This is a genomic window from Bradyrhizobium sp. S3.2.6 (assembly GCF_040546885.1).
In the GTDB taxonomy this organism is placed as follows: Bacteria; Pseudomonadota; Alphaproteobacteria; order Rhizobiales; family Xanthobacteraceae; genus Bradyrhizobium; species Bradyrhizobium cytisi.
In genome coordinates this window covers 24,910-47,527 of record NZ_JBEPOS010000008.1, presented here as the reverse complement: position 1 = coordinate 47,527, position 22,618 = coordinate 24,910, and the positions used below count along the sequence as shown (strand labels likewise).

Annotated in this window: 28 protein-coding genes; 15 read left to right on the top strand and 13 right to left on the bottom strand. The window is 64.9% G+C overall.

The window, feature by feature from the left end; all coding sequences use genetic code 11:
• Positions 1–184: 184 nt before the first annotated feature.
• Both ABID58_RS16720 and ABID58_RS16715 read left to right on the top strand, forming a co-directional pair.
• Positions 185–529, top strand: coding sequence for a DMT family transporter (locus ABID58_RS16720; RefSeq protein ID WP_354033429.1), 345 nt, complete (start codon positions 185–187; stop codon positions 527–529).
• Positions 529–1,098 (top strand): TetR/AcrR family transcriptional regulator, encoded by a 570-nt coding sequence (locus ABID58_RS16715; protein WP_354033428.1) that lies wholly within the window; start codon positions 529–531, stop codon positions 1,096–1,098. Before ABID58_RS16720 ends, ABID58_RS16715 begins: the two co-directional genes overlap by 1 nt.
• 10 nt (positions 1,099–1,108) lie before the next feature.
• Here the strand turns inward: ABID58_RS16715 and ABID58_RS16710 are convergent, their stop codons facing one another.
• The 5 genes from ABID58_RS16710 to ABID58_RS16690 all read right to left on the bottom strand — a co-directional run bounded on the left by ABID58_RS16710 (position 1,109) and on the right by ABID58_RS16690 (position 5,504).
• A complete protein-coding gene (locus ABID58_RS16710) occupies positions 1,109–1,426 on the bottom strand; it encodes a hypothetical protein (RefSeq protein WP_354033427.1) in 318 nt (105 codons plus the stop codon).
• An 87-nt stretch (positions 1,427–1,513) separates the two neighbouring features.
• Entirely contained in the window at positions 1,514–1,891 is a 378-nt protein-coding gene (locus ABID58_RS16705) for a hypothetical protein (RefSeq protein WP_354033426.1), read from the bottom strand.
• Between the two features lie 129 nt (positions 1,892–2,020).
• Positions 2,021–2,299 carry a hypothetical protein gene (locus ABID58_RS16700; protein WP_354033565.1) on the bottom strand — a complete coding sequence of 93 codons (279 nt, stop codon included), beginning with the start codon at positions 2,297–2,299 and terminating at the stop codon, positions 2,021–2,023.
• 163 nt (positions 2,300–2,462) lie between these two features.
• Positions 2,463–3,440, bottom strand: a complete 978-nt coding sequence (locus ABID58_RS16695) for an SH3 domain-containing protein (protein WP_354033425.1) — start codon at positions 3,438–3,440, stop codon at positions 2,463–2,465.
• Positions 3,441–3,581: 141 nt separating this feature from the next.
• Positions 3,582–5,504, bottom strand: coding sequence for an FAD-binding monooxygenase (locus tag ABID58_RS16690; RefSeq protein ID WP_354033424.1), 1,923 nt, complete (start codon positions 5,502–5,504; stop codon positions 3,582–3,584).
• A 100-nt stretch (positions 5,505–5,604) separates the two neighbouring features.
• On the opposite strand from ABID58_RS16690, the gene ABID58_RS16685 reads away from it, so the two are divergent.
• Together ABID58_RS16685 and ABID58_RS16680 are read left to right on the top strand one after the other, a co-directional pair.
• Entirely contained in the window at positions 5,605–6,063 is a 459-nt protein-coding gene (locus ABID58_RS16685) for a MarR family winged helix-turn-helix transcriptional regulator (RefSeq protein WP_354033423.1), read from the top strand.
• A gap of 185 nt (positions 6,064–6,248) precedes the next feature.
• Positions 6,249–6,686, top strand: a complete 438-nt coding sequence (locus ABID58_RS16680; RefSeq protein WP_354033422.1) for a COG4315 family predicted lipoprotein — start codon at positions 6,249–6,251, stop codon at positions 6,684–6,686.
• Positions 6,687–6,747: 61 nt separating this feature from the next.
• Here ABID58_RS16680 and ABID58_RS16675 read toward each other — a convergent pair whose 3' ends face one another.
• Entirely contained in the window at positions 6,748–7,344 is a 597-nt protein-coding gene (locus ABID58_RS16675; protein ID WP_502916414.1) for a L,D-transpeptidase, read from the bottom strand.
• A 340-nt stretch (positions 7,345–7,684) separates the two neighbouring features.
• Between ABID58_RS16675 and ABID58_RS16670 the strand changes: the two genes are divergently transcribed.
• The 4 genes from ABID58_RS16670 (at position 7,685) to ABID58_RS16655 (ending at position 10,256) form a co-directional block, all read left to right on the top strand.
• On the top strand, positions 7,685–8,731 hold the full coding sequence (locus ABID58_RS16670) for a hypothetical protein (RefSeq protein WP_354033420.1): 1,047 nt from the start codon (positions 7,685–7,687) through the stop codon (positions 8,729–8,731).
• A 368-nt stretch (positions 8,732–9,099) separates the two neighbouring features.
• Complete coding sequence (locus ABID58_RS16665; RefSeq protein ID WP_280706853.1) at positions 9,100–9,330, top strand: DUF6894 family protein; 231 nt, start codon at positions 9,100–9,102, stop codon at positions 9,328–9,330.
• Between the two features lie 177 nt (positions 9,331–9,507).
• On the top strand, positions 9,508–9,900 hold the full coding sequence (locus tag ABID58_RS16660) for a hypothetical protein (RefSeq protein WP_354033419.1): 393 nt from the start codon (positions 9,508–9,510) through the stop codon (positions 9,898–9,900).
• Positions 9,901–10,001: 101 nt separating this feature from the next.
• A complete protein-coding gene (locus tag ABID58_RS16655; protein WP_354033418.1) occupies positions 10,002–10,256 on the top strand; it encodes a hypothetical protein in 255 nt (84 codons plus the stop codon).
• Between the two features lie 45 nt (positions 10,257–10,301).
• Here ABID58_RS16655 and ABID58_RS16650 read toward each other — a convergent pair whose 3' ends face one another.
• The 5 genes from ABID58_RS16650 to ABID58_RS16630 form a co-directional block, all read right to left on the bottom strand.
• Positions 10,302–10,487 (bottom strand): hypothetical protein, encoded by a 186-nt coding sequence (locus tag ABID58_RS16650; protein ID WP_148755938.1) that lies wholly within the window; start codon positions 10,485–10,487, stop codon positions 10,302–10,304.
• Between the two features lie 185 nt (positions 10,488–10,672).
• Complete coding sequence (gene minE, locus ABID58_RS16645; RefSeq protein ID WP_148755937.1) at positions 10,673–10,954, bottom strand: cell division topological specificity factor MinE; 282 nt, start codon at positions 10,952–10,954, stop codon at positions 10,673–10,675.
• Positions 10,951–11,766: a septum site-determining protein MinD gene (minD, locus tag ABID58_RS16640; protein ID WP_148755936.1), complete on the bottom strand. Its 816-nt coding sequence runs from the start codon at positions 11,764–11,766 to the stop codon at positions 10,951–10,953. Before minD ends, minE begins: the two co-directional genes overlap by 4 nt.
• 21 nt (positions 11,767–11,787) lie before the next feature.
• Positions 11,788–12,486 (bottom strand): septum site-determining protein MinC, encoded by a 699-nt coding sequence (gene minC / locus ABID58_RS16635; protein ID WP_148755935.1) that lies wholly within the window; start codon positions 12,484–12,486, stop codon positions 11,788–11,790.
• Between the two features lie 255 nt (positions 12,487–12,741).
• On the bottom strand, positions 12,742–13,746 hold the full coding sequence (locus tag ABID58_RS16630; RefSeq protein ID WP_354033417.1) for an ABC transporter substrate-binding protein: 1,005 nt from the start codon (positions 13,744–13,746) through the stop codon (positions 12,742–12,744).
• Between the two features lie 100 nt (positions 13,747–13,846).
• On the opposite strand from ABID58_RS16630, the gene ABID58_RS16625 reads away from it, so the two are divergent.
• From ABID58_RS16625 to ABID58_RS16600, 6 genes are all read left to right on the top strand, one after another.
• Complete coding sequence (locus ABID58_RS16625) at positions 13,847–14,494, top strand: TetR/AcrR family transcriptional regulator (RefSeq protein ID WP_148755933.1); 648 nt, start codon at positions 13,847–13,849, stop codon at positions 14,492–14,494.
• Between the two features lie 82 nt (positions 14,495–14,576).
• Positions 14,577–15,350 carry an ABC transporter permease gene (locus tag ABID58_RS16620; RefSeq protein WP_148755932.1) on the top strand — a complete coding sequence of 258 codons (774 nt, stop codon included), beginning with the start codon at positions 14,577–14,579 and terminating at the stop codon, positions 15,348–15,350.
• A gap of 18 nt (positions 15,351–15,368) precedes the next feature.
• Entirely contained in the window at positions 15,369–16,406 is a 1,038-nt protein-coding gene (locus ABID58_RS16615; protein ID WP_148755931.1) for an NAD-dependent epimerase/dehydratase family protein, read from the top strand.
• The gene (locus tag ABID58_RS16610) at positions 16,393–17,214 is read left to right on the top strand and encodes a GNAT family N-acetyltransferase (protein WP_354033416.1); all 822 of its coding nucleotides are present in this window, start codon (positions 16,393–16,395) and stop codon (positions 17,212–17,214) included. The genes ABID58_RS16615 and ABID58_RS16610 overlap by 14 nt, the downstream gene beginning before the upstream one ends.
• A gap of 6 nt (positions 17,215–17,220) precedes the next feature.
• Positions 17,221–18,276, top strand: a complete 1,056-nt coding sequence (locus ABID58_RS16605) for a dihydrodipicolinate synthase family protein (RefSeq protein ID WP_354033415.1) — start codon at positions 17,221–17,223, stop codon at positions 18,274–18,276.
• A complete protein-coding gene (locus tag ABID58_RS16600; RefSeq protein ID WP_354033414.1) occupies positions 18,264–19,046 on the top strand; it encodes an ABC transporter ATP-binding protein in 783 nt (260 codons plus the stop codon). The genes ABID58_RS16605 and ABID58_RS16600 overlap by 13 nt, the downstream gene beginning before the upstream one ends.
• Before the next feature lie 183 nt (positions 19,047–19,229).
• Here ABID58_RS16600 and ABID58_RS16595 read toward each other — a convergent pair whose 3' ends face one another.
• Entirely contained in the window at positions 19,230–19,721 is a 492-nt protein-coding gene (locus ABID58_RS16595) for a MarR family winged helix-turn-helix transcriptional regulator (protein WP_354033413.1), read from the bottom strand.
• A gap of 528 nt (positions 19,722–20,249) precedes the next feature.
• On the opposite strand from ABID58_RS16595, the gene ABID58_RS16590 reads away from it, so the two are divergent.
• Positions 20,250–22,106, top strand: a complete 1,857-nt coding sequence (locus ABID58_RS16590; protein WP_354033412.1) for a tannase/feruloyl esterase family alpha/beta hydrolase — start codon at positions 20,250–20,252, stop codon at positions 22,104–22,106.
• A 225-nt stretch (positions 22,107–22,331) separates the two neighbouring features.
• Here ABID58_RS16590 and ABID58_RS16585 read toward each other — a convergent pair whose 3' ends face one another.
• A complete protein-coding gene (locus ABID58_RS16585; RefSeq protein WP_148753038.1) occupies positions 22,332–22,589 on the bottom strand; it encodes a hypothetical protein in 258 nt (85 codons plus the stop codon).
• Positions 22,590–22,618 lie beyond the last annotated feature (29 nt).

The following is a 22,618-nucleotide window of genomic DNA, read 5'->3' as shown; positions in this document are numbered from 1 at the left end:
CGGCTCGGAGCTGCCGCGCGATCCCTCGCGCGGCGGCTATGTGTGATCGGCCCCCTGAGGTGGTCAGACCCGCTGTCGCAGCCTCGTCACTCACACGTGATATTTGCTCCCGACAAAAGCCATGTTGCGCGTGCTAAACATACCTACCGCGCGGTATCTTTCGCGCGCCACGACCGAGACCGCCATGACGCCCGCTTTCACCTCCTATGTCGCACTTGCCCTCGCCATCATGCTCGAGGTGACGGCGTCCGCCTTCCTGCAGCAGTCCGCGCAGTTCACCCGGCCCTGGCCGACGCTGGCAATGGTGTTGTTCTATGTCGCCTCGTTCTACGCGCTTTCCGTCGCGATCCGGGTCATCCCCTTGAGCATCGCCTATGCGATCTGGGGCGGGGTCGGCATCATCCTGACCGCCACCGTCTCCTTCGTGCTGTTCCGCCAGATGCTGGACGCCGCCGCTTTCGTCGGTATCGCCCTGATCGTTTCCGGGGTCGTGGTCATCAACCTGTTCTCGCAGACCACGGCGCATTGATGCCGGCGAGTGCCTATACCCGCGCCAAGCAGCCCGAGCAGGTGCGGCGCGCCCTGCTCGACCACGCCGCGGCGATCGCCATGGACCACGGCGTCTCCGGCGTCACCGTGCAAGCGGTGGCAGCGGCGGCCGGCGTCACCAAGGGCGGGCTGTTTCATCATTTCGGGAGCAAGCAGGCGCTGATCGAGGGCCTGTTCGCCGATCTGCTCGCCCGCGTTGACACCGAGATCGACGCGGCCATCGAGGCGGATCCCAGGCCGCTCGGCAGCTTTACGCGCGCTTATGTGAATGCGGTGTTCACCGGCAAGGCGTTCGGCTTTGCCACGCCTTGGGCGGCGCTGAGCATGGTGGTCGTCACCGATCCGTCGCTGCGCAAGCTCTGGAACGACTGGATGAAAGCGCGCCTGAAACGCCACCGTGCAACCGATGCGGCGCCAGAGTTCCAGATCGTGCGTCTGGCCGCCGACGGCGCCTGGCTGTCTTTCGTCACGACGGGACAGACCCGCATGAACGCAGATTGGCGCGCCGTGCACGACCGCCTGATCGCGCAAACTTATCGGCGCGGGTAGCCGGCGACGACTACTGGCTCTGCACCGGCTTGGGCGGACGCGGCTTGGATCGGCCTGACTTTGCGCCAGATTTCGCCGAAGCACTTGCGGGCGGCGTATCGACCGACACCAGATAGGCCGCGAGCGCCTTGGCGCTGTCGGAGCTGGCCGAATAATGGTCCTGCAGGAACCAGGACAGCGTCAGGGTGTAGCGCCCTTTCGCAAGCCCCCGCGGGCTGCGATGGCAGGCTGTGCAACCGTCGGCGAAGAGCTTTTCGGGCGATTTGCCGGCGTCGAGATTTTGCGCGGACGCAAGCGGTGTCGTCAGCACGATCGCGGCTGCGGCCATGGTCCCAAGAATCACCAGAGGCGCGACGAATGCGCGCCCCGGTCGAATTTGCGATCTCAATGTCGTCCCCTAGCCCGCGCCTCGCGATCACGCCGCCAGCAACTGATCAAACTCCGGCGGCGCATAGGCCTTGCCGTCCTGATCGGTGATGACGACCCGCCACCCTTCGCTCGCCCAAACCTTTGCCTTCGCCACGATGAGCAACCGGCTCTCGCGGGCAAAACTGTACTTCTCATTGTCGCGTTCTGCGATCATTTTATAGGCCAATGCTTGTCCCCTTGCGTTGCCCTGCACCCGTTCTCCCTCGTGGCAGCGGGCTTTGGCGGCAATTCGCCGGGAGCGTGGCAATTTGGTGCCCTCCGCGGCAGCATTGTGCGCCGGCACCGGTTCCGCCGAGCGACGGATGTCAACCATGCGCAGCGTCATGAGCGCGATTCTGCTTGCCGGGAGCTTGTTCGCCGCCATGCCCGCAACCGCGCAGACCTGAATCCGCGACGGCCGAGTGCCGTGCTAACCCTTATGCGGTGCAGAGCCGCCAGCCTGGCGCCGGCCCATCGCCGCCGCGACGGAACCGATAATGCCGAGCCGATCCGCTCAGTGGACGCGGATGATGTGTGGACGGCCGAGATCAATCAGACCCTGCACAGCCGACAGACGATCGTCCAGGGCAGCAATGGTGAGCAACAAATTGTTGCGGCGCTCGTCGAGCAGCCCCATCTCGGCGCCGGAAAGCTTTGTGCTAGTCCGCTCCTTGTGGATGCCGTCGAGGGATTTGCGCAAGCCGGCAATCAGGCCGGCCAGTTGCTTTGCCTCTTTGGTCATCGACCGCTTCGCGACATTTTGGCGACGCGACTCCGCCTGACTTTGTCTCATCTTCATCCTCCCGTGCCCCGCTGCCCCGAGTGGATGCTTACAGCTTTGAATACACATATTACGATCGATGAAATCTGCCCGCGAAGAACTTTCTTAAATTGTACGCGCACGGAACCGGGTTAACCCAAGCAAAAGCCCGGCGCGAAGGCCGGGCTTTCATTGCTCAATGCTCGTGCTTCTGCGGGCCGCTGGGCGCGCCGCCGCCATGCGGAGCCGCATTGACGTGCGGAGCGCCGCCGCCTCCACCGGGATGCGGCATCGCAGGCGCGGCCGCACGCGGCGCCGGCATCTGCGCATGAGCGTTCATCGGCGCAGCGTGGCTGACATTCGGCTGAGCCATATGCGGCGTCACGGGCCGGGCCGCCGGCGCAGCCGACATGCGCGGCGCTTCATGTGCACGCGCCACAGGCTGCGCGTGGACTGCGGCGCGGCTTGCCGCCTGTTCGTGCATCATACGCGCCTGCGCATCACGGGGATTGCGACCCTGCACCGCGGTCCGCTCGTTGACGAAACGCTGGCTCCGTTCGGCACGATTGCGATCGACGCCAACCGCAGCGTCGCGCTTTGCGATGGCCGCATCATGCCGCGCCGTCGCGGCATCACGGCCGGAGACCGCGACATTACCCTTAACGTTATCGGTGGCATGCGCGTCGCGGCCCAGCGCGACCGCAGCGTCACGCGTCGCCGCGCGTCCGATGCGAGCGGCGCGCGGATCGATCGTCATCCGCGTCGCAAAGCGCTCATGCGAGGTCCAGTAGTTGTTCCAGTAGGCGTGACGGCGATACCAGGGACGCCCCTCATAGTAGCTCGACCAGTACGAGCTCAGCACGAAGGGGACGACGGGCACGCCGACCTCATCGGCATAGTCGGGAAGATAGACGTAGTGATTGCGGTAGAGGTATTCGAGATATTGCGACGACACCCAGCCGCGATCGTCGGAAAAGCTCACGTCGCACCAGGCATTGCCACGCAGGCAACCATGGATGTTGACGGGGGCGCCCTCGGGGACGCGGTCGACCAGCGGAAAGCCCTCCCCCGGGCCGGCGCGCAGGCCGGTCGAGACGGTGACGATGCCCGGCGCGGCCAATGCGGCCGTCGGCGCGAGCAGCAATGCGGCAACTAAAGCGGTTTTCAATCTCATGGCGAAGTCCTCCTCTGAGAGGCGGAACGCACGAACGGAACGAAGCGTTCCGCGCGCAAAGGTCGTATCAGCCAAAAAGATTGAGAAGCACGCCGCGCACGCAGTTCAATATTCATCCGCCATTCATCCGCGGAGCACGCTTCAGTTCACCTGCAACATGAAGGCGTCGAAATACCCGGCGAGCGCCGCAAAATCATCGAGCGGCAGCACCTGTGCAACGTATTGATCGGGACGCACCACGACCATGCAGCCGGCCTTCCGATCGATGCCGCGCATCTCGAAAACGTCGTGACCACTCTTGAGGTCCGGACAAAACATCTTTTCGTAGTCGAGCAAGCCGTAGCGCCCTTTGCGCGGCAGCAGCAGCGTTGGCATCGCCTCGATCGCGAGCGCGCGATGGTCCTGCTGAAACACCGCACGCAGATCGATCACGGCGTCGATGTCGGCACCGGCTGGCGTGTATCGCCTGAGCGGCGATTCCCTGGCCTCGGCGAGGAAATTGCACAGCGCGCGAATGGCGGAGCCGGCAGCGGCGGGGTCTTCGGCGCCGGAGAACGCGTAGATGCGGAAACGGCCATCGGCGTCCGCCGCGTGGCCGAGATGAACAGGCTTCGCATCCCCGAGCCGGATCACTGGCGCCGAGTGGAAGCGCGAGCCGACGACGAGGCCTTGCGCGAGATGCTGATGGGAGGCCGCGCCGGTGAGGATCGACGGCGTGTAATGCGTCGCCGTGCCCGCGGTGTAGCGGCCGTGCCTGACGAAATAATCCTGCGTCTTGGCGGCATCGGCGCCGCCTGCCTTGGCCGCGGAAGCGAGAATGCCCGCCCATTCGCGATCGAATTCGATCAGCTCCTTGGCCACCGCCTGCCGCTCGGCCGAGTAGGAATGCAGCAGGCTCGGCGTGCTCTGCTTGCGAAGGACGGAGGCGAGCTTCCAGCCCAGATTGAAGGCGTCCTGCATCGAGACGTTCATGCCCTGCCCCGCCTTCGGGCTGTGGGTGTGACAGGCATCGCCGGCGATGAAGATGCGCGGCTGACGCGTGTTGATCTCGGTTTCCGGCACGTCGTCGAACTTGTCGGTCAGGCGCTGGCCGATCTCGTAGACCGACCACCAGGCGATCTCCTTCACCTCGAGCGTATGCGGCTTCAGGATCCGCTGTGCTTTCGCAATCACGTCGTCGGCCGTGATGTCACGGTTGGCGACGCGCTCGCCGACGTCGAGCTTTGCCAGCTCGACATAGAGGCGGACCAAGTAGCCGCCTTCGCGCGGAATGATAAGAAGGCTGCCGTCCTTCGCCGACTGGATCAGGGCCTTGAAGCGGATATCAGGAAAATCGGTCACCGCCAGCACGTCCATCACGCCCCAGGCCTGGTTGGCCGAATCGCCATGCAGCTCGCGGCCGATCGACTTGCGCACCGTGCTGCGCGCGCCGTCGCAACCGACGACGTAGCGCGCCCTGATGGTTTCGACCTTGCCCTCGTTCGCAGCATCGACGCGTTCGAGGCCCACCGTCACGGCATGGTCGGCGGGCCCCGCGACCGCATCGACCTGGAGGTCGAGCAGACGCCTGTCGTAATAGGGCTCGAGCTTGGCCGGCGACCTTCGCATGACGTCGAGAAAGCCGTCATGGATGCGCGCCTGGTTGAGGATGACGTGCGGAAATTCCGACAGCCCGTCTTCGACATCCTGCACCCGGCCGCTGCGGACGATCTTCTCCGGCGCCTGCCCGTCCGGCTTCCAGAACGTCGTCTCATTGACCCAATAGGCCTCCTTCAGCACGCGCTCGCTAAAACCGTAGGCGTGGAACATCTCCATGGTGCGGCAGGCGACGCCGTCGGCCTGGCCGACCGTGAGCCGGCCCGGCTTCTGCTCGACGATGCAGGTCTTGATGTCTGGGAATTGCGCGAGCTGGGCCGCGAGCGTCAGGCCCGCGGGGCCACAACCGACGATGAGGACATCGACCTTGTCAGGCACGGCGCCCGCAGCGCCCGAGGCCTGAACGCGTTCGGCGGGATCGGCAATCTCGGGGTCGCCCGGCTGGAATCCATTGAGATGGAATTGCATGAGCACCTCTCCCGTTGACGTCTTGTCCGATATTGCTCAGTATGCTGACTATCAGTATACTTGTCAATAATGGCCGTCGTCCCGGCTCGCGGAGAATTCGGTGAAAGACAACAACGATATGCCCGGCCATCTGGCGCGGCGGTTCCAGCAGATCGCGGTCGCCGTGTTTCTGGCAGAGGTCGGCGAAGCCGGGTTCGATCTCACCCCGGTGCAGTACGCGGCCCTTGCGACCATCAAGGCCAATCCGGGGCTCGATCAGGTCACGCTCGCAGGACTGATCGCCTATGACCGTACCACCATCACCGGCGTGGTCGATCGCCTCGTGCAGAAAGGCCTCGCTGAGCGTCGCGCCAGTAGCCGCGACCGCCGCGCCCGCGAGCTCGAGATCACCGACGAGGGCCGCCGCACGCTGCGCAGGATCACGCCCGCGGTCGAATCCGCGCAGCAGAAAATGCTGCGCGGTCTCAGCGCGAAGGAAGGCGAGGATTTGATGCGGCTCTTGCGCAAGGCCATCGCCGCCGGCAACGAGCTCAGCCGCGCTCCCCTGCGCGAGGCCTAAAGCGCTTTCGCGCGAAGCGGGTACCGGTTCGCGTCAAGAAAACGCGACAGACAAAAAGCCATAACCCCGTAGTTTTGCCCGCATTTGTCGCAGTGCTGCGAAACGTGGAACTAACCTTCAGTTGCTACCGTCGTCTCCAATTCTGCGCTTAACGCGCGATTAACTTTGCCGGTTTGGAGCTTCGGATGTTCAGGTTCGTCATTGCCGCCGCGGTCATCGCCCTGTCTACCGGTCATGCGCTCGCGAATGGGCATGGCGGCGGCGGCGAAGCCCCTGCTGCGCCGAAGGCCGAGGCGGTGCCCGTCCCCGCGCGCTACGTTCTGACCAAGCAGGGCCCCAAGCTCGTCGATCTCAAGGGCATGACGCTCTACTTCTATGAGCGTGACACCAGCGGCAAGACGTCGAGCTGTGACGGCAAATGCGCTGAGGCCTGGATTCCGCTTGCTGCGCCCGCGAATGCCCAAGCGACCGGCGATTTCACGCCGATTACCCGCAACGACGGCAGCAAGATGTGGGCCTTCCGCTACCGTCCCCTCTACACGTCAGTGGCCGACAAGGCGCCGGGCGAAGCCAATGGCATAGCCACAACGTTGCAATGGCGCGTCGCTCGGCCAGAGGATTAGGGCCGGAACGGCGCGCGTCCGTCGCCGCCCGCGGCGGAAGCGACAGGTCAGATCGGCCGCCTCACCCGCGCCAGCTCGGCCCTGCCTCGACCCGCGCGTTCTGCCCGGGTGGCAGCACCACGACGGTCGCGTTGAGCTTCACCCGGTCGAACAGATCGATCACGTCCTCGTTGCGCATCCGGATGCAGCCCGAGGAGATCGCTTGCCCGATATATTCCGGCTGGTTGGTGCCGTGAATGCGGTAGAGCGTGTCCTTGTTGCCGACATAGAGATAGATGCCCCGCGCGCCCAGCGGATTGGCGGGACCACCGGCCACGCGCGCCGGATACGGCCCCAACCGCGCCTGGATCTCTGGCGTCGGCACCCAGTCCGGCCATTCCGCCAGACGACCGACACGCGCGACGCCCGAGAACGCCATCGCCTCTTCGCCGACCGCGACGCCGTAGCGGATCGCCTTGCCGTCGGGCAGCACGTAGTAAAGGTAGCGCGCATCGGTATCGACCAGGATCGTGCCCGGCTGCTCCTTGCGCGGATAATCGACGATGTGGCGGAGATATTGCTCAGGCACATTCGCCTGGGCGTAAGGCGTGTGCGCCAGCAACTGGCGGTCGCGCACCGTCATGCTCGCATCCGTCGATGGCGAGAGCGTCGTCTGCATGCAGCCGCCGAGCGGCAGCAAGGCAAGCACGAACAAAGCGAGTAGAGATTTTGGCACCGCCGGCCCCCGATAGCGGATAGCAGCGCCCCCAGCCCCCGTAGATGCTGCCCAAATCGTGCTGAAAACATGGCAGCACGGAACACGTGGCCGTGTTCGGCTGCCCGGGTTCCGTCACCACAAACGGCGGAAGACCGTCGCGATGTCTCCATCGCCTCGCCTTGCTTTGGTCAAACCCGGCTGGACTCGTGCCACATCGGGCCAACCTGATTAGATTTGGGGTGAGCTCATGCAACAGATCGGCTCGCGCCAATGCGGACGACCAATCTTCAGAGGAGCTGCGATGCTCGCGACGTTGAACAGCCGGCAGATTGTCGATGAGATCGTGAAGGACACAGTCAGCAACAACGATCCGCACGACGCCGTCCAGATTTCACCCGAAATGGTGCGGGGTTCGCGCGTGAGCAGCGAGGCGGCCACGCTTGCACCCGCGTTCACGGCCCGTCCTGAGCCGAAGTTCGTGCCGGAACCCAAGATTAGTCCGAAGATTAATCCGGAGCCGAAATTCATTCCCGTCTCGAAGCCGCAAGCGGCAGCGCCCTCGGTCGACACCGCCGTGCGCGTGACGGCCAGCGATGGTCGCAGCCGGCCGAAGCGATCGACTGCTGGTAAGTGGTTGCGCGGCGCGTTCGTCACGTTCCTGTTTGCAGGTGGCAGCGCCGCTGCCACGATCGCCTGGGAGAAGCACGGCGACACCGCGACGCAGATGCTCGCGGAATGGACACCGGCTCTGGCGTCGCTGTTGTCTTCGACGTCGCTACTGCCTCCGACGCCGCAGACAGCGCCGGTCGCAGCCGCGCAGGCAGTCCCGCCCGTCGCACAGGATCAGGCCGCCGACCAGACTGCGGCAACGCCCGCAGCACCGATTGTCACGGCCGCTGCCGCGCCCGCCGCGACACAAGCCGATGCCACGCAAGCAGTGGAGTCGCAAACAGTGGAGTCAATGACGCGCGACATCGCCGCGATGGCGCAGCAGATCGAGCAGCTCAAGGCGAACATCGCCGAGTTGAAGGCCGGTCAGGAGCAGATGGTGCGCGAGATGGCGAAGCCATCAGCGCCAAAGCCGATCGCCGAAGCGAAACCGCCGCTCGATCCACGCGCGCGCGTGTCTGCGCTGCCACCGCGCGCTCCGGGGTCGATGCCGCCGCCTGTCCGCAAGCCGAAGCCGGTCGTGTCGCATACCTACATGCCGGCTTATTCGCCGCCGCTCGCACCTCCGCCGTCGCAAGCTGCCGCCGTCCCGCCGCCGGTGGCACCACCGGTCGCGACGACGCAAGCCGTTGCCGATGATGACGGACCTGTCGTGCGTCCACCGATGCCGGTGCACTAGGCCTGCATCGAACGACAACGCAAGCTGTCAGACTCGATGTGACGATGTGAGTCCGTGCAACTACGGTGATACGCAGCTCGGCGCGATGAGAAAAGGCCGTCGGGATTTATGCCGCCGGCCTTCTCTTGCAGCTGCCGGTTCCCGGAGCCCGGTTCTGCTGCAATTCGATGCCTTATGATCAGGCCGACATATTTAATAAAATCTTAAAGCACTCGGATGTTGCACATCATTTCTGCGCCATAAGCACAGAGATTGCGCGCTCCGTTCATCGGATAGATATCGACTCAGTGGTATGATCGCTCTCGTTTTGAAGACTTCCGTTGAAGGCTTCGTCTGAGGATTTGGGTCGTCACACCGGGGAAATTCGGATGCCGTACTACTCCTTCGATCTCGTGGTTGGTGAAGAGTTCAAGAACCAGGGCGGAATCATCCTCGAGGACATCGAGGTCGCCTCCGATCGCGCCGTTCAATTGGCCAGCGAGCTGTCGCAGGTGAAGCCTGAGCTGCAGCGCAAGGGTTGCGCGGTGCGCGTCACCGATCGCGATCACAACGAGGTCTATCGCACGCCGCTCGATCCCGTGCCGGCCTGGCGCCGCTAGCCCGGCCGTAGCGTTTTTGAGCGAAGTGAACGTGCCGGTTCGCGTAAAGAAAACGCGTCGAAAAAGAGTGTCCAGCACCGGCGCTTCGAACCAGTTCGTCAGCGGCAATCCGCCGGCGACCATTGCGCTGCGGCGCGCCGGACGCTAGCCTCCCAAAAAAACGCGGAGGACCCTAGGATGCGCGCCCCTTTCCTGATAGCAGGCCTGTTGCTGATCGCGGCTCCAGCCCAAGCGGCTGACGAGCATCCGCGCTCGACCTACGTGACACTGGTCCTGCAGGCCTTTGCCGCCAAGGTCCAGTGTCCGGGTACCGACGTCGTCTATCAGGATCTGGTGCAGAAAGCGCAGCAGATGCAGCTGCCCGACGGCACCACCGAGCAGGTGCGCAAGGCGATCGCCTTCATGCATACCGGCGGCAAGATGGGCGAGAAGCAGGCCGACGACGTCATGGCCGAGGTCGCGGTGGCGACGCAAGCGACCGATCTCGACCAGCGCCGGCTGGGCATGAGCAATTGGTGCGAAAAGCAGAAGACGAGCCTTGCCGGCCTGATCCGCAGCAAGGGCGGCTAGGCACTCCCTCGCCGTTAAGCACGCCGCGACGGAACCGCCGTCGCGGCCAATAATCGTCACAATCCTCGCCAGCATGCGGCTTCTTCGAACAGGAGACCCCCATGCGAATTGCCCATCTCGTTTTCGCCGGTGCTCTCGCGACCGGCGCCGTGCTGACCGCCCCGGCCGTCGCGAAGAATTCCGATGCCCAGAAGGGTGAGGACAAGGCGATCTCATCGTCATCGTCCTGCAGCGCCTATCAGCAGGCGGCGGACGGCTCTTGGGAGCAGCTCCCCTGCAAGGAGACCGGCGAGCGCGCGCAGCCGCAGACGCAACATAAGCCGATGACGCAAGGCGCCGACCAGGGCGAACACTAGGCTCCCGAGCGGGAACCGGCAGGCTTTAACCTGCTTGATCGCGGATCAGCTGTGGGCAGGACCGCGCATGATCTTCATGGCGTCGGCGATATGACGCCATTCCCTGGCCTCGTCGGCTTCGCCGCGGCCCTCGCAAGCCTGCGCCTGCTCCGCGGCCTTCGCGATCGCAGCAAAGCCATGCCGTTCCAGCATCTGCCGCGCGACGGTGTGGACCTGGACCTCGGACATCATGAGCGCTCTCCCGTTTGACGTAGCCCCGGTGCATCGCTCCCGCGCGCCCCCCGGAGTGCTGACAACGACCGAGCCGCGTGTCGCGTTCCGCTCACGCGGCCCGCAAAAACAAAGGCGGTCCGCCATGCCCGGCGGACCGCCTTCTCACCCACCCCAGATCATCCACTCAGTTTCAGTCGCGTCCCCTACGCGACCGCCACGCGCTTGCGCTCGAAATCGTTGGGCACTTCGATATCGACCTCGAGGGTCGAGACCTCGTCGCCGCGTTCGAGCCGCACGATCACCTTGGTCGGATCCAGCGTGACGTGCCTGGAGACGACGGCGAGAATTTCCTCGCGCAGCACGCCGAGCAGATCGGGCTGGCCGCGCTGGCCGCGTTCATGGGCAAGCAGGATCTGCAACCGTTCGCGAGCGACGGGTGCGGACGCCTTGTTGCCACGGAGAAGCCGGAGCAGACCCATGCTCATGCAGCCCTCCGTCGCAGCAGACGATCCATAAAGCCTTTGCGCTCGGTCGGCACCTGCATCGGCACAGTGTCGCCGCACAGCCGCCGCGCCGCGTCGATATAGGCCCGCGCAGGCGCGCCTTCGGCGTTCGATAGCGTCACCGGCGTGCCGACATTGGAGGCCTTCAGCACGTCCTGGCTCTCCGGAATGATGCCGAGCAAGGGCGTTGCGAGGATTTCCAGAATGTCGTCGATGGTCAGCATCTCACCGCGTGCGGCGCGCGAGGGATCGTAGCGGGTGATGAGAATGTGCTTCTCGACCCGCTCGCCCTTCTCGGCCCGCACCGTCTTGGAATCGAGCATGCCGATGATGCGGTCGGAATCGCGCACCGAGGAGACTTCCGGATTGGTGACGATCACGGCTTCGTCTGCAAAGCGCATCGCCATCGAGGCGCCGCGCTCGATGCCGGCCGGGCTGTCGCAGATCACCCAGTCGAAGCGGCTGCGCAGGTCGTCGATGACCTTGCCGACGCCTTCCTCGGTCAGCGCGTCCTTGTCGCGGGTTTGCGAGGCCGGCAGCAGCCAGAGGTTCTCAAGCCGCTTGTCCTTGATCAGCGCCTGCGGGAGTTTCGCCACACCCTGCACCACGTTGATGAGGTCGAACACCACGCGGCGCTCGGCGCCCATCACGAGGTCGAGGTTGCGCAAGCCGACGTCGAAATCGACGACGACGACCTTGTCGCCGCGTTGCGCCAGTGCGGCGCCCAGCGCGGCGGTCGTCGTGGTCTTGCCGACCCCGCCCTTGCCTGATGTCACGACCAGTACCTTACTCATCTGAAATGTCTCCTTTGCTGGTCAGTTCAGTGCTGTAATTCGCATGGTATTCCCCTGCAGCCAGGCCTGCGCCGGCTTGCCGCGCAACGCGGCGTCGATGTCGTCCGCAGTCTGATAAAATCCATCAATCGCAAGCAGTTCAGCCTCGATCTTCTGGCAATAGATGCGCGCGCTGGTGTGGCCGTTCACGCCCGCCATGGCGCGGCCACGGAGCGCGCCGTAGATGTGGATGGAACCGCCGGCGACGACCTCGGCGCCGGAGCCGACCGAGCCCAGAATGGTGACGTCGCCTTCGGGGAAGATCACGGTCTGGCCGGAGCGCACGGGGCTATCGAGCAGCAGCGAGGTCGGCTTGGTCTCGACCTTTGCCTCGGGCTTCTTGGGCGCGCTCGGCTCGATCACGCAACTGCGCCCGCCCGAAAGCAGCGGCGGCATCGACGGCGTCAGCCGCGCCTCCTCCACGCCCTCGATGCCGAGCACGCGGATATTGCGGTCCTGCAAGCTGGTGAGGAGATGACCAATGCCGGACTGGCTGAGATCGACCGAGGACAGGTCGATCACCACGGGCCGGCCGGCGAAGAAGCCCGGCGAGCGCGCGATGGTGGTGTCGATCTCCAGCAGCCAGTCCTGGATCGGAACCGTCGGCACGAACACGAAGGCCACATAGGAGCGCCCGCGCAGGCGCACCATTTGGCGTTGGACTTTTGCTACAGCCTCCATAGCGACCGACTCGTTCCCTTATTGAATAGTTAACGATGCCGCCGATATGGTTAATGGCTAGTTAATTTCTCCGTGCGGTTACGTGGGCGGGATGGGCTGGGCGGGCGCTCTCGCCGAACAGCATTTAGACGATGTGTGGCACAACTGCCCCAACGCCGTCATTGCGAGCGAAGCGAAGCAATCCAGACTGCCGCCGCTGAGAGACTCTGGATTGCTTCGCTTCGCTCGCAATGACGAGGAGAGAGCCTAGCCCCCCTACTTCTTCACCTTGCTCGCATCCATCTTGATCGCGGAATCCAGCATCTTCGTCGAAAACGCCGTCGTCACGTCGAACGGCTTCTCCATGCCCAGATACGTCTGGACCAGCTCATAGTCCTTCTTCATCCGCTCGCCGTCGATCCAGCCGAGACCCTTGGTGGTCGTGAACTCGTCGGTCATCAGGTACTTGATGCGCTCCCACTGGCGCTCCTGGTTCTCCTTGTCGAGACCGGAGACCTGGTCGAGCAGCGCTTTCAGGCACGGCGTGACGTCGGCGACGCAGGCCGCAAAGGCCTTCTGCGAGATGCGCACGAACTCCTCGACCAGCTTCGGATTCTTCTGGAGATAGGCACCGTTGACGATCAGCGAGTTGCCGTAAGGGTTGAGGCCGATATCCTTCCAGTTGACGTAGCCGAGGTCCTGTCCGAACTCGATCACCTTCAGGTCGTGCTCGTTGTAGAAGTCGCTGATGATATCGACGGTGTGGCTCTTCAGCGCCGCGATCTTCGCGGTCGGCCCGATATTGACGAAGCTGACGGAGTCGGGCGCGAGACCGGCGGCCTTGGCAAAGGCCGGCCACATCACGCGCGAGGCGTCGCCCGGCGGATTGCCGATCTTGTGGCCGGCAAAATCCTTCGCGCCGTTCACGCCGTAGCTCTTCAGCCAATAGAACGTCTGGCCGGTATTGGCGTAGATGCTCATCAGCGCGACGTCGTCGGCGCCCTTGCTCTTGGCGACCAGCATGGTGGCGAGATCGGCGATGCCAAACGGCGAGCCGCCGGAGCCAACCTTGGCGGCGGACACGCCGGAGCCCTTGCCGACCTCGATGGTCAAGTCGATGCCGGCCTTCTCGTACCAGCCCTGCGCCTTGGCATAATAGAACGGCGAATGGTCGGCCGTCGGCGTCCAGTTCAGGATCAGATTGACCGCCTCGCTTGCGCTCGCCGGCATTGCCGGCAAACCCAGCGTCAGAGCCACAATCGCCGCCTGCAAACGCTTCATCGCCTGTCTCCCCATTGCCGCGACCCGGCTTGTCGCTCTCCCGATGTGAGGCTACCAATGCAACAAGCCCGTCCTCAACTTGTCAACTGTTCGGTTGGAAATGCCCGCAAAACGATCCGGCGACACCGTGCCGCAGCGCCGCGACCCCGTCGCCACCCGCAAGAAACTGCTCACCGCGGCGCGGCTGGAGTTCGCCCGGCACGGTTTTGCGGGCGCCCGCGTCGACGAGATCGCGGAGCGCGCCGGGGTCAACAAGCAGCTGGTCTACCACTACTTCGGCGACAAGGACGCGCTCTACCTCGCCGTGCTCGAATGGGTCTATGAGGACATCCGCGAGCAGGAGCGCAAGCTCAATCTCGAGGGTCTGCCACCGGACAAGGCGATCCGCCGGCTGACCGAGGCCTCGTTCGATCATCTCGCGGAAAACCCCGATTTTATCGTGCTCTTGAACGACGAGAACCGCGGCGGCGCCCGCCACGTCCGCGGCTCGACACGGCTGGAGGCGATGCATTCGCCGCTGGTGAAGAGCGTCTCCCACATCCTCCACGAAGGCGTGCGCGCCGGGATGTTCCGCAAGGGGATCGACCCGCTCCAGCTCTACATCTCCATCGCGGGCCTCAGCTATTTCTTCTTCTCCAACACGCCGACCCTGTCGGCGATCTTCGGCAAGGACCTGTCGAGCCGCACCGCCCGCCGCGCCCGGCGCCGGCATGTCGCCGATCTGGTGCTGCAGTCGCTCCGGCCGTAATCAACCAACTGGTTGAAACTTGCACCAAGGCCGGTTAGGCTCGGCGTTGCGGCAGTGAGGCCCAGGCAACAGGGAGCAGACGGTGGCAGGTGACGGAGCCAGCAGTCCGGCGCGCAACTTTGCGATCATCCTGATCGTGCATCTGGCCGTGCTCGTGCTCTGGCAGGTCCTGGTCGATGCCTTCCACGTGCCGAAATTCATCCTCCCCTCGCCGCTTGCGACGGTGCAGACGCTGGGAACCGCGAGCTATGCCTGGGGCGCCAACACGCTGGTGACCGCGGTCGAGATCCTCGGCGGGTTCGCGCTCGGCGCCTTCGTCGGCGTCGCACTCGCGGTGATCTTCAGCTGGGCGCCGCTCGTGAGCCTCGTGCTGCTGCCGCTGTTCGTGACGCTGAACATGATCCCGAAGGTCGCGCTCGGGCCGCTCTTCATCGTCTGGTTCTCCTACGGCATCCTGCCGAACATCCTGATCGCCTTCAGCATCTGCTTCTTCCCGATCCTGCTCACGACCGCGCGCGGCCTGCGGGAGGTCGAGCCGGATTTGCTCGATCTCGTCAAATCGCTGCGCGGCTCGCGCTGGACGCTGTTCCGCAAGATCCAGCTGCCGGGATCGCTGCCTTACGTGTTCTCAGGCATGAAGGTAGGCGCCATCCTTGCGGTCGCTGGCGCCATCGTCGGCGAGTTCATCGCCTCCGAGCGCGGGCTCGGCTACCTCATGATCCAGGTGCAGTCGTCGCTCGACACGCCTGCGATGGTGATGGCCGTCGTGCTGCTGACCCTGCTCGGCGTCACACTCTACGGCCTGGTGCTCGCCCTCGAACGCATGTTCGTCGTCGGCGATGCCAGGCAGACCTGAAGACCAAGGACGAAATTCATGCTGCTCACCCGCCAGACGCTGCCGAAGACCATTCCTGATATCGCAGCCCTCGACGATCTCCTCTGCCGTCCGACCCAGGCGCTGATCGACGACCTCAAGAAGGTCGAGGGCGACATCATGATCCTCGGCGTCGCCGGCAAGATGGGGCCGACGCTGGCGGGGCTTGCCAAAGCCGCCGCCCCCGAACGCCGCGTCATCGGCGTCGCCCGCTTCAGCGATCCTGATGTCAAGGACTGGCTGCACGCGCGCGGCGTCGAGACGATCAATTGCGACCTGCTTGATGAAGCCGCGATCAAGGCGCTGCCGAAGGCGCCGAATATCGTGTTCATGGCCGGCCGCAAGTTCGGCGCCGAGGGCGATCTGTCGCTGACCTGGGCGATGAATGCGCATGTGCCGGCGCTGGTGGCACAGGCCTTCCCGTCGTCGCGCATCGTGGCGTTCTCGACCGGCTGCGTCTATCCCTTCGTGCCCGTCGACGGCAAGGGCTCGACCGAGGACATGGCGCCGAACCCGCCTGGCGAATACGCCCAGTCCTGCGTCGGCCGCGAGCGCATGTTCGAGTATTTTTCGCACAGATTTTCAACGCCGGGCCGCCTGTTCCGGCTCAATTACGCGATCGACATGCGCTACGGCGTGCTGCACGACATTGCGATCAAGGTGCTCAGCGGCACGCCGATCGACGTCAGCCTCGGTCACGTCAATTTCATCTGGCAGGGCGATGCGTCGGCGCAGGCGCTGCGCTGCCTGGCGCATTGCACGGCGCCGACCTCGCCGATCAATATCAGCGGCCACGAGATTCTGGCGGTGCGCGACCTCGCGCAAAAATTCGGCGCCCGCTTCGGCCGCGCGCCGGTGCTGACAGGCACGGAAGAGCCGACGGCGTGGCTGACCGACACGTCGAAAGCCGTCGAGCTGTTCGGCCTGCCCGTCGTCGACACCGAGCAGTTGATCGCCTGGACCGCCGACTGGGTCTCCCGCGCGATGCCGAGCCTCGGCAAGCCGACCAAATACGAGGTGCGCGATGGCCGCTACTGACGGGCCTCCCGTCCTCAAGCTCGGCCTGGATGATGCCATGGCCGGGCTCGTGCTCTCGACGGAAGCCCACTGGAACCAGACCGAGGAGGACTGGCGCATTTTCCTCCGCGACGGCGTTGTGTTCGGCATCCGCACCGGCGTGCTGCTGGTCGCAACGGCGGCGCTGCTGCCCTACTCCGGCAACAACGCCTGGATCAGCATGGTGCTGGTGACGGCCAGCCACCGCCGGCGCGGCCTCGCCACGCGCCTCGTCGATGCCTGTCTGGAAACCGCGCGCAAGAACGGCTTGACCAGCTGGCTTGACGCCACGCCGGACGGGGTCGCGGTGTACGGGCCGCTCGGCTTCACGCCGACGCTGCAATTGCGGCGGTTGAAGCTCGCGAAGCAGACGCGGGCCGAAGCGCCACCACCTTCATCCGCGAGCATCGATGCGCTTCGCGCGCGCGACCGGCGAGCCACCGGGTTCGATCGCACCGCCCTGCTGTCCGCCTTCGCACAGCGCTCCGGCTCGCGTATCGTCTCCGCGAACGGAGCCATCGCGCTGGTTCGCGACGGGCGGACCGCCCGCCACATCGGCCCGCTATTCGCCGACAATGCCGCGGCAGCGCTGGCCCTGGTGCAAACGATCGTACGCTCCGAGACCGGCCCTCTCCTGCTCGACGCCGTCGCCCCGCAGGCCGCGTTCCTCGAAGGATTGACGGCCTCGGGCTGGACCATCGAGCGGCCGTTCCAGCGCATGCGGCTCGGCCCCGCCACCGCCATGGCCGAGGAAATGCCATTCGCCGTCGCCGGCCCCGAATTCGGATAGGACATCATGCACCACAGCCAGATCAACAGCGAGATCCGCAAGCTGATTGCCGAGGGCACCGTGCTGCCGGCGCATCCGCTCGCGCTCACCGCCGAGCGCCAGCTCGACAAACAGCATCAGCGCGCGCTGACGCGCTACTACATCGACGCCGGCTCCGGCGGCCTTGCGGTCGGCGTGCACACGACGCAGTTCGCGATCCGCGACGTCGGCCTCTACCGCCCCGTGCTGGAGCTTGCCGCCGAGACCGCAGCGAGCTGGACCAAGCGTCCGCTGGCGATGGTCGCGGGGCTCGCAGGTCCGACGAAGCAGGCAACTGCCGAGGCGCGCACCGCGCGCGACATCGGCTATCACGCCGGCCTGCTCAGCCTCGCCGCGATGAAGAGCGCTTCCGAGGACGAGATCATCGCGCACTGCACCGCCGTCGCGGCCGAGATTCCGCTGGTCGGGTTCTACCTTCAGCCGGCGGTCGGCGGCGTCATCCTGTCGAGCCGGTTCTGGCAGCGCTTTGCCTCGATCGACAATGTGATCGCGATCAAGATCGCGCCGTTCAACCGCTACCGGACGCTCGACGTGCTGCGCGGCGTCGCAGCCGCCGGCGCGCTCGACCGCGTCGCGCTCTACACCGGCAACGACGATCACATCCTGCTCGACCTGATGCTGCCGTTCGATTTGCGCGACAGGGGCGTCACCACGCGCACTTATTTTAGGGGCGGCCTGCTCGGCCACTGGTCGGTGTGGACGGCGAGCGCCATCCAACAGTTCGAACGCTGCAAGGCGGCGCGGCACAAGGACAGCGTGCCGGCTGATCTGCTCGCGCTCGATGCCCGCGTCACCGACTGCAACAGCGCCTTCTTCGACGTCGCCAACAATTTTCACGGCTGCATCGCCGGCTGCCACGAGGTGCTGCGGCGCCAGGGCCTGATGCAGGGCCTGTGGTGCCTCGATCCGAACGAGGGCCTGAGCCCGGGCCAGAAGGACGAGATCGACCGCGTCACGCGCGAGCACGCCGACCTCAGTGACGATGCCTTCGTCGCAGCCAATGTGGATAAATGGCTGGCATGAGCTCAAAACCCTTCATCAGCCTGCAAGGCGTCCGAAAGGTCTATCGCAGCGGCGGCACGGAGTTTCTCGCGGTGTCCGACGTCACTATGGACGTGCAGGAAGGTGAGCTGGTGTCGCTGGTCGGCCCGTCGGGCTGCGGCAAGACCACGGTGATGAAGATTCTTGCGGGCCTGCATGGCGCCGACGGCGGCACAGTGACAATCGGCAACGCCAAAAGTCTGTTCGACCCGACCCGCGACATCGGCATGGTGTTCCAGCAAGCGTTGCTCCTGAAATGGCGCACCATCCTGGACAACGTGCTGCTGCCGGCCGAGATCGTCGGCCTGCCGATGAAGGCTGCGCGCGAGCGGGCACGCGACCTGCTCAAGCTGGTCGGGCTTGCCGGCTATGAGCAAAAATATCCGCGAGAGCTGTCCGGCGGCATGCAGCAGCGCACCGCGATCGCGCGCGCCTTCATCCACGATCCAAAGCTGATCCTGATGGACGAGCCGTTCGGCGCGCTGGATGCGCTGACACGTGAGCAGATGAATCTGGAGATGCTGCGGATCTGGCGGGAGAGCGGCAAGACCATCATCTTCGTCACGCACTCGATCCAGGAAGCCGTGTTCCTGTCCTCGCACTGCGCCGTGCTGACCGCGGGCCCGGCGAAGATGGCCGACTACTTTCCGATCGACCTGCCCTTCCCGCGCGACCTGACGCTCAAGACCACGGATGCGTTCGGCGCGTATGCGAGGCGTATCTATGCGAAGCTGGGATTGGGCGCGGCGTGATATTCGGTAGCCCCTCGGCCGTCATTCCGGGGCGCGACGAAGTCGCGAGCCCGGAATCCATCGGGCGGCAAGACACGCGGTGAAATGGATTCCGGGTTCGCGACTTCGTCGCGCCCCGGAATGACGGCGTCCTCAGCCCTTGCGCATCTTCCTGAGCAGATAGTTGTCGGCGCCGCGGATCGCTCAGGCATCGCCGACAAAGACCGATAGCGCCCGCTGCAATTCCTTGTAGGCGCGCGGTCCGATCTTGGCTGCGAGTGCCTTGTCGCTTTCGGCGGCCGCCGGCCTCAGCCGGCCCAGCAGCGCCGTTCCGGCCTCGGTCAAATAGAGCACGTAATAGCGACGGTTGATCGCCGACGCCGTGCGCCGCACCAGGCCACGAGCCTCCAGATGATCCACCAGCCTTCCGAGCCCGGCCCGCTCGATCGACAGAAGCTGCGCGACCGCGAGCTGGTTGACGCCGGGATTGGCGTCGATCACGCAGAGCACGGAAAATTGGGCGGGACTGATCTCGAACGCCGCCAACTGCCGGCTGAATTCCTTGAAGATCCAGAGCTGCGCCCGGCGAATGCTGTAGCCCAGCAGCTGCGAAAGGTCCCCGAGCGCAAGCGGTTTCACCTTAGCCGTCTTGGTGCCGGGTACCACGCGCGGTGCCGGTCGCGATGGTTTTGTCACGCGTGCCGCCCGCCGCGGTCGCGCGATCCGTTTGCCGACCCGTGCCTTGCCTGGCTGCATCGCCGCGCATCTTTCGCAAAGCCGGCATAGGCGCATCCGGCGGTATCCTCAGGGATTCGGACAGCGAGTCTAACGCAACGCAGCCGGATCGAGAAGCCGAGCGCGATCCCACGCTCGCGCCCTACACCTTCTATGACAGGTTGCACGGCAATATCGCGCAATGCGTCATGTTGACACGGCAACATGGCTCGCCTAAGGATCGTGAAAGCCTGCCGTTTCGCGAGCAGGTTCAAGGGGAGCGAACGTCCGTGCCGTCATCAGGGGTGGGCGACGATCCGCGTGCCACAGCGCATCGCGGAAGAATGGTTTTGCGCGCAACCGCAACTGCGTCATGGCTCATTGCCGGCGCATGCGCATGTCTCCCGACAGCAATTCAGAAAACGTCTCTGACCACGCGACGCCTCGTCAGCTCGCGGCGCGTCGGGTGCTTTCGTTCAATCATCAACGTTGAAACTGGGAGGGCATGACATGAAACGATTTTTCCTCGCCTCGACGATCGTCGCCACATGGGCCTCTCTCGGGCCGCAAGCGGCCGCACACGGGCTGCCGCCGGGCGGCGTGGCCCCGCGCTCGTCCTGCACCGCCCTCACCGGGCTCACTCTGCCGAACACGCAGATCCTGAGCGCGACGCAGAAGTCGGGCTATTGCAACGTGATCGGCATCATCAACAAGCGCGTTTCCACGCAGGATCCCGATCACTTCACCTACGGCATCGGCTTCGCGCTCAACCTGCCCAACACCTGGCATGGCCGCTTCGAGATGATGGGCGGCGGCGGCACCGACGGCAGCCTGCAAAGCGATCCGCAAGGTGCTGCCGGCGTCGAGCTCGGCCAGGGCTGGGCGGTGGCGGCCGATGACGGCGGCCACGAGGACAGCGCGACCAATGTCCTCGGCGGCTATCAGGACGACGACGCCAATGCCGGCGGCTCCGCGCATTTCGCGATCGATGCGCAGGCACGCCGCGACTACGGCTATAACGGCATCGAGAAGACCGCGACGACGACCAAGCAGATCATCTCCTATTTCTACGGCCTCGACACCGTCTATTCCTACATCATGGGCTGCTCGAACGGCGGCCGCGACGCGATGGTCGCCTCGCAACGATCGCCCTGGCTGTTCGACGGCGTGATCTCGCAAAACCCCGGCTTCAACCTGCCGCAGGCGGGCCTCGCGGAGGCCTGGAACGAGCAGGTGCTCAGCACGCTTTCGACCAGCAAGGACATCAACGGCCAACCGTATATTCCCGACACGTTCCCACAGCAGGACCTTCAGGTGGCCTCGGCTGCGATCCTGAGCGCCTGCGACGCGCTCGATGGCCTCGTCGACGGCATCGTCGACAATTACCACGCCTGCACGGCCAGGAAGGTGTATCCGGCACTCGCGAGCTACACTTGCGGCACCGGCTCGCACGGCAGCACGCCGCATGGCGGCACCTGCCTCACCAGCGCCCAGGTCGATGCGCTCAAGAAGATATACGCCGGACCGGTCAATTCAAAGGGCGAGCGACTCTATTCGAACTGGTTCTGGGATGCCGGCATCTGGACGCCGCCGACCGCGCCGGGCGCAGGCTGGCAATTCTGGAACGTCGTCACCGCGCCGGTACCGGGTGTCAACACCGCGATCAACCTGACGCTCGGCGCCGGCGCAATCCCGATGATCTTCCAGACGCCGCCCGTCGTCACGCCCGTCAACGGACCGACCGGCCAGGAAGCCTTCGTGTTCAAATTCAACTTCGACACCGACGCGCCGAAGATCTTCACGAAGACCGCGGCCTATCCGGAAAGCGCGATGGATTTCATGGCGGCGGTCGCAACCGATTTGCGTCCGTTCAGGGCGCGCGGCGGCATGCTGATCATCTCGTCCTCGGCCAATGACGGCATCTTCTCGGGCGCCGCAATCGCCCGCTGGTACCGCAAGATGAACCAGCGCATGGACAATCACGCCACCGATTTCGCGCGGCTGTTCATGGTGCCCAACATGGCCCATTGCGGCGGCGGCGCAGCGACCACGAGCTTCGCCACGAACGAGCTCAAGGCGATCACGGACTGGGTCGAACACGGCGTCGCGCCGGAACGCATCGTCGCGGCCAATACCAACACCACCTCGCCCTACCCGGCCGGCGGCGTGTTCGATCCGCGCATTGCCCAGAACTTCCCGACCGGAGGCACGCGGCCGCTCTGCGTCTATCCCAGCATTCCCGCGTACAAGGGCAGCGGCCTGACCAGCGATGCCGCGAGCTTTGCGTGCGTCGACCCCGGCTTCAGCCGAGGCGGCGACCACGACTTCCACGACGATGACGACGGCCACGGCAACGACAGGCACTGAGCGTAGCGGCTCAGTCTCGTGTCCCGGACGCGCTGCAACGCCCCATAGCGCGTCGAAGACGCGCGTAAACGCGCTTATGGCGTTGCCGCGCAGAGCCGGGACCCAGGGGCGACGAATTCCTATGCAGCATGGGCCCCGGCTCGGCAGCGCACTGTCGAAGAGACGCTGCGCTGCGTCCGGGGCACGAGAGGAGAGTGAGCGAGCTCGAAGAGAACAACGTTTGCTTCAGAGCAGCTTCGCGCTCACGAACAACGCGCGTATCGCGTTCGTCGCCTGCACCACGAGCATGGCATTGTCGGCGGCACCCTCCAGCGCGTGGACGGCATCCTCATGCAGCGAGCGGAATTCCATCCACTCGACCGATTTGAAGTTGGTGAGGAATTGATAGGCCTGGCCGACGGTCGCAATCGCCAGCGTGTCACCGTTCAGCTTGATCTTGAACGTCGTGCGCAGCGGGGTCTCGGAGCTTGCTGGATCACTCATCGGCTGGTTCTGGACGACAACGGCTTAAT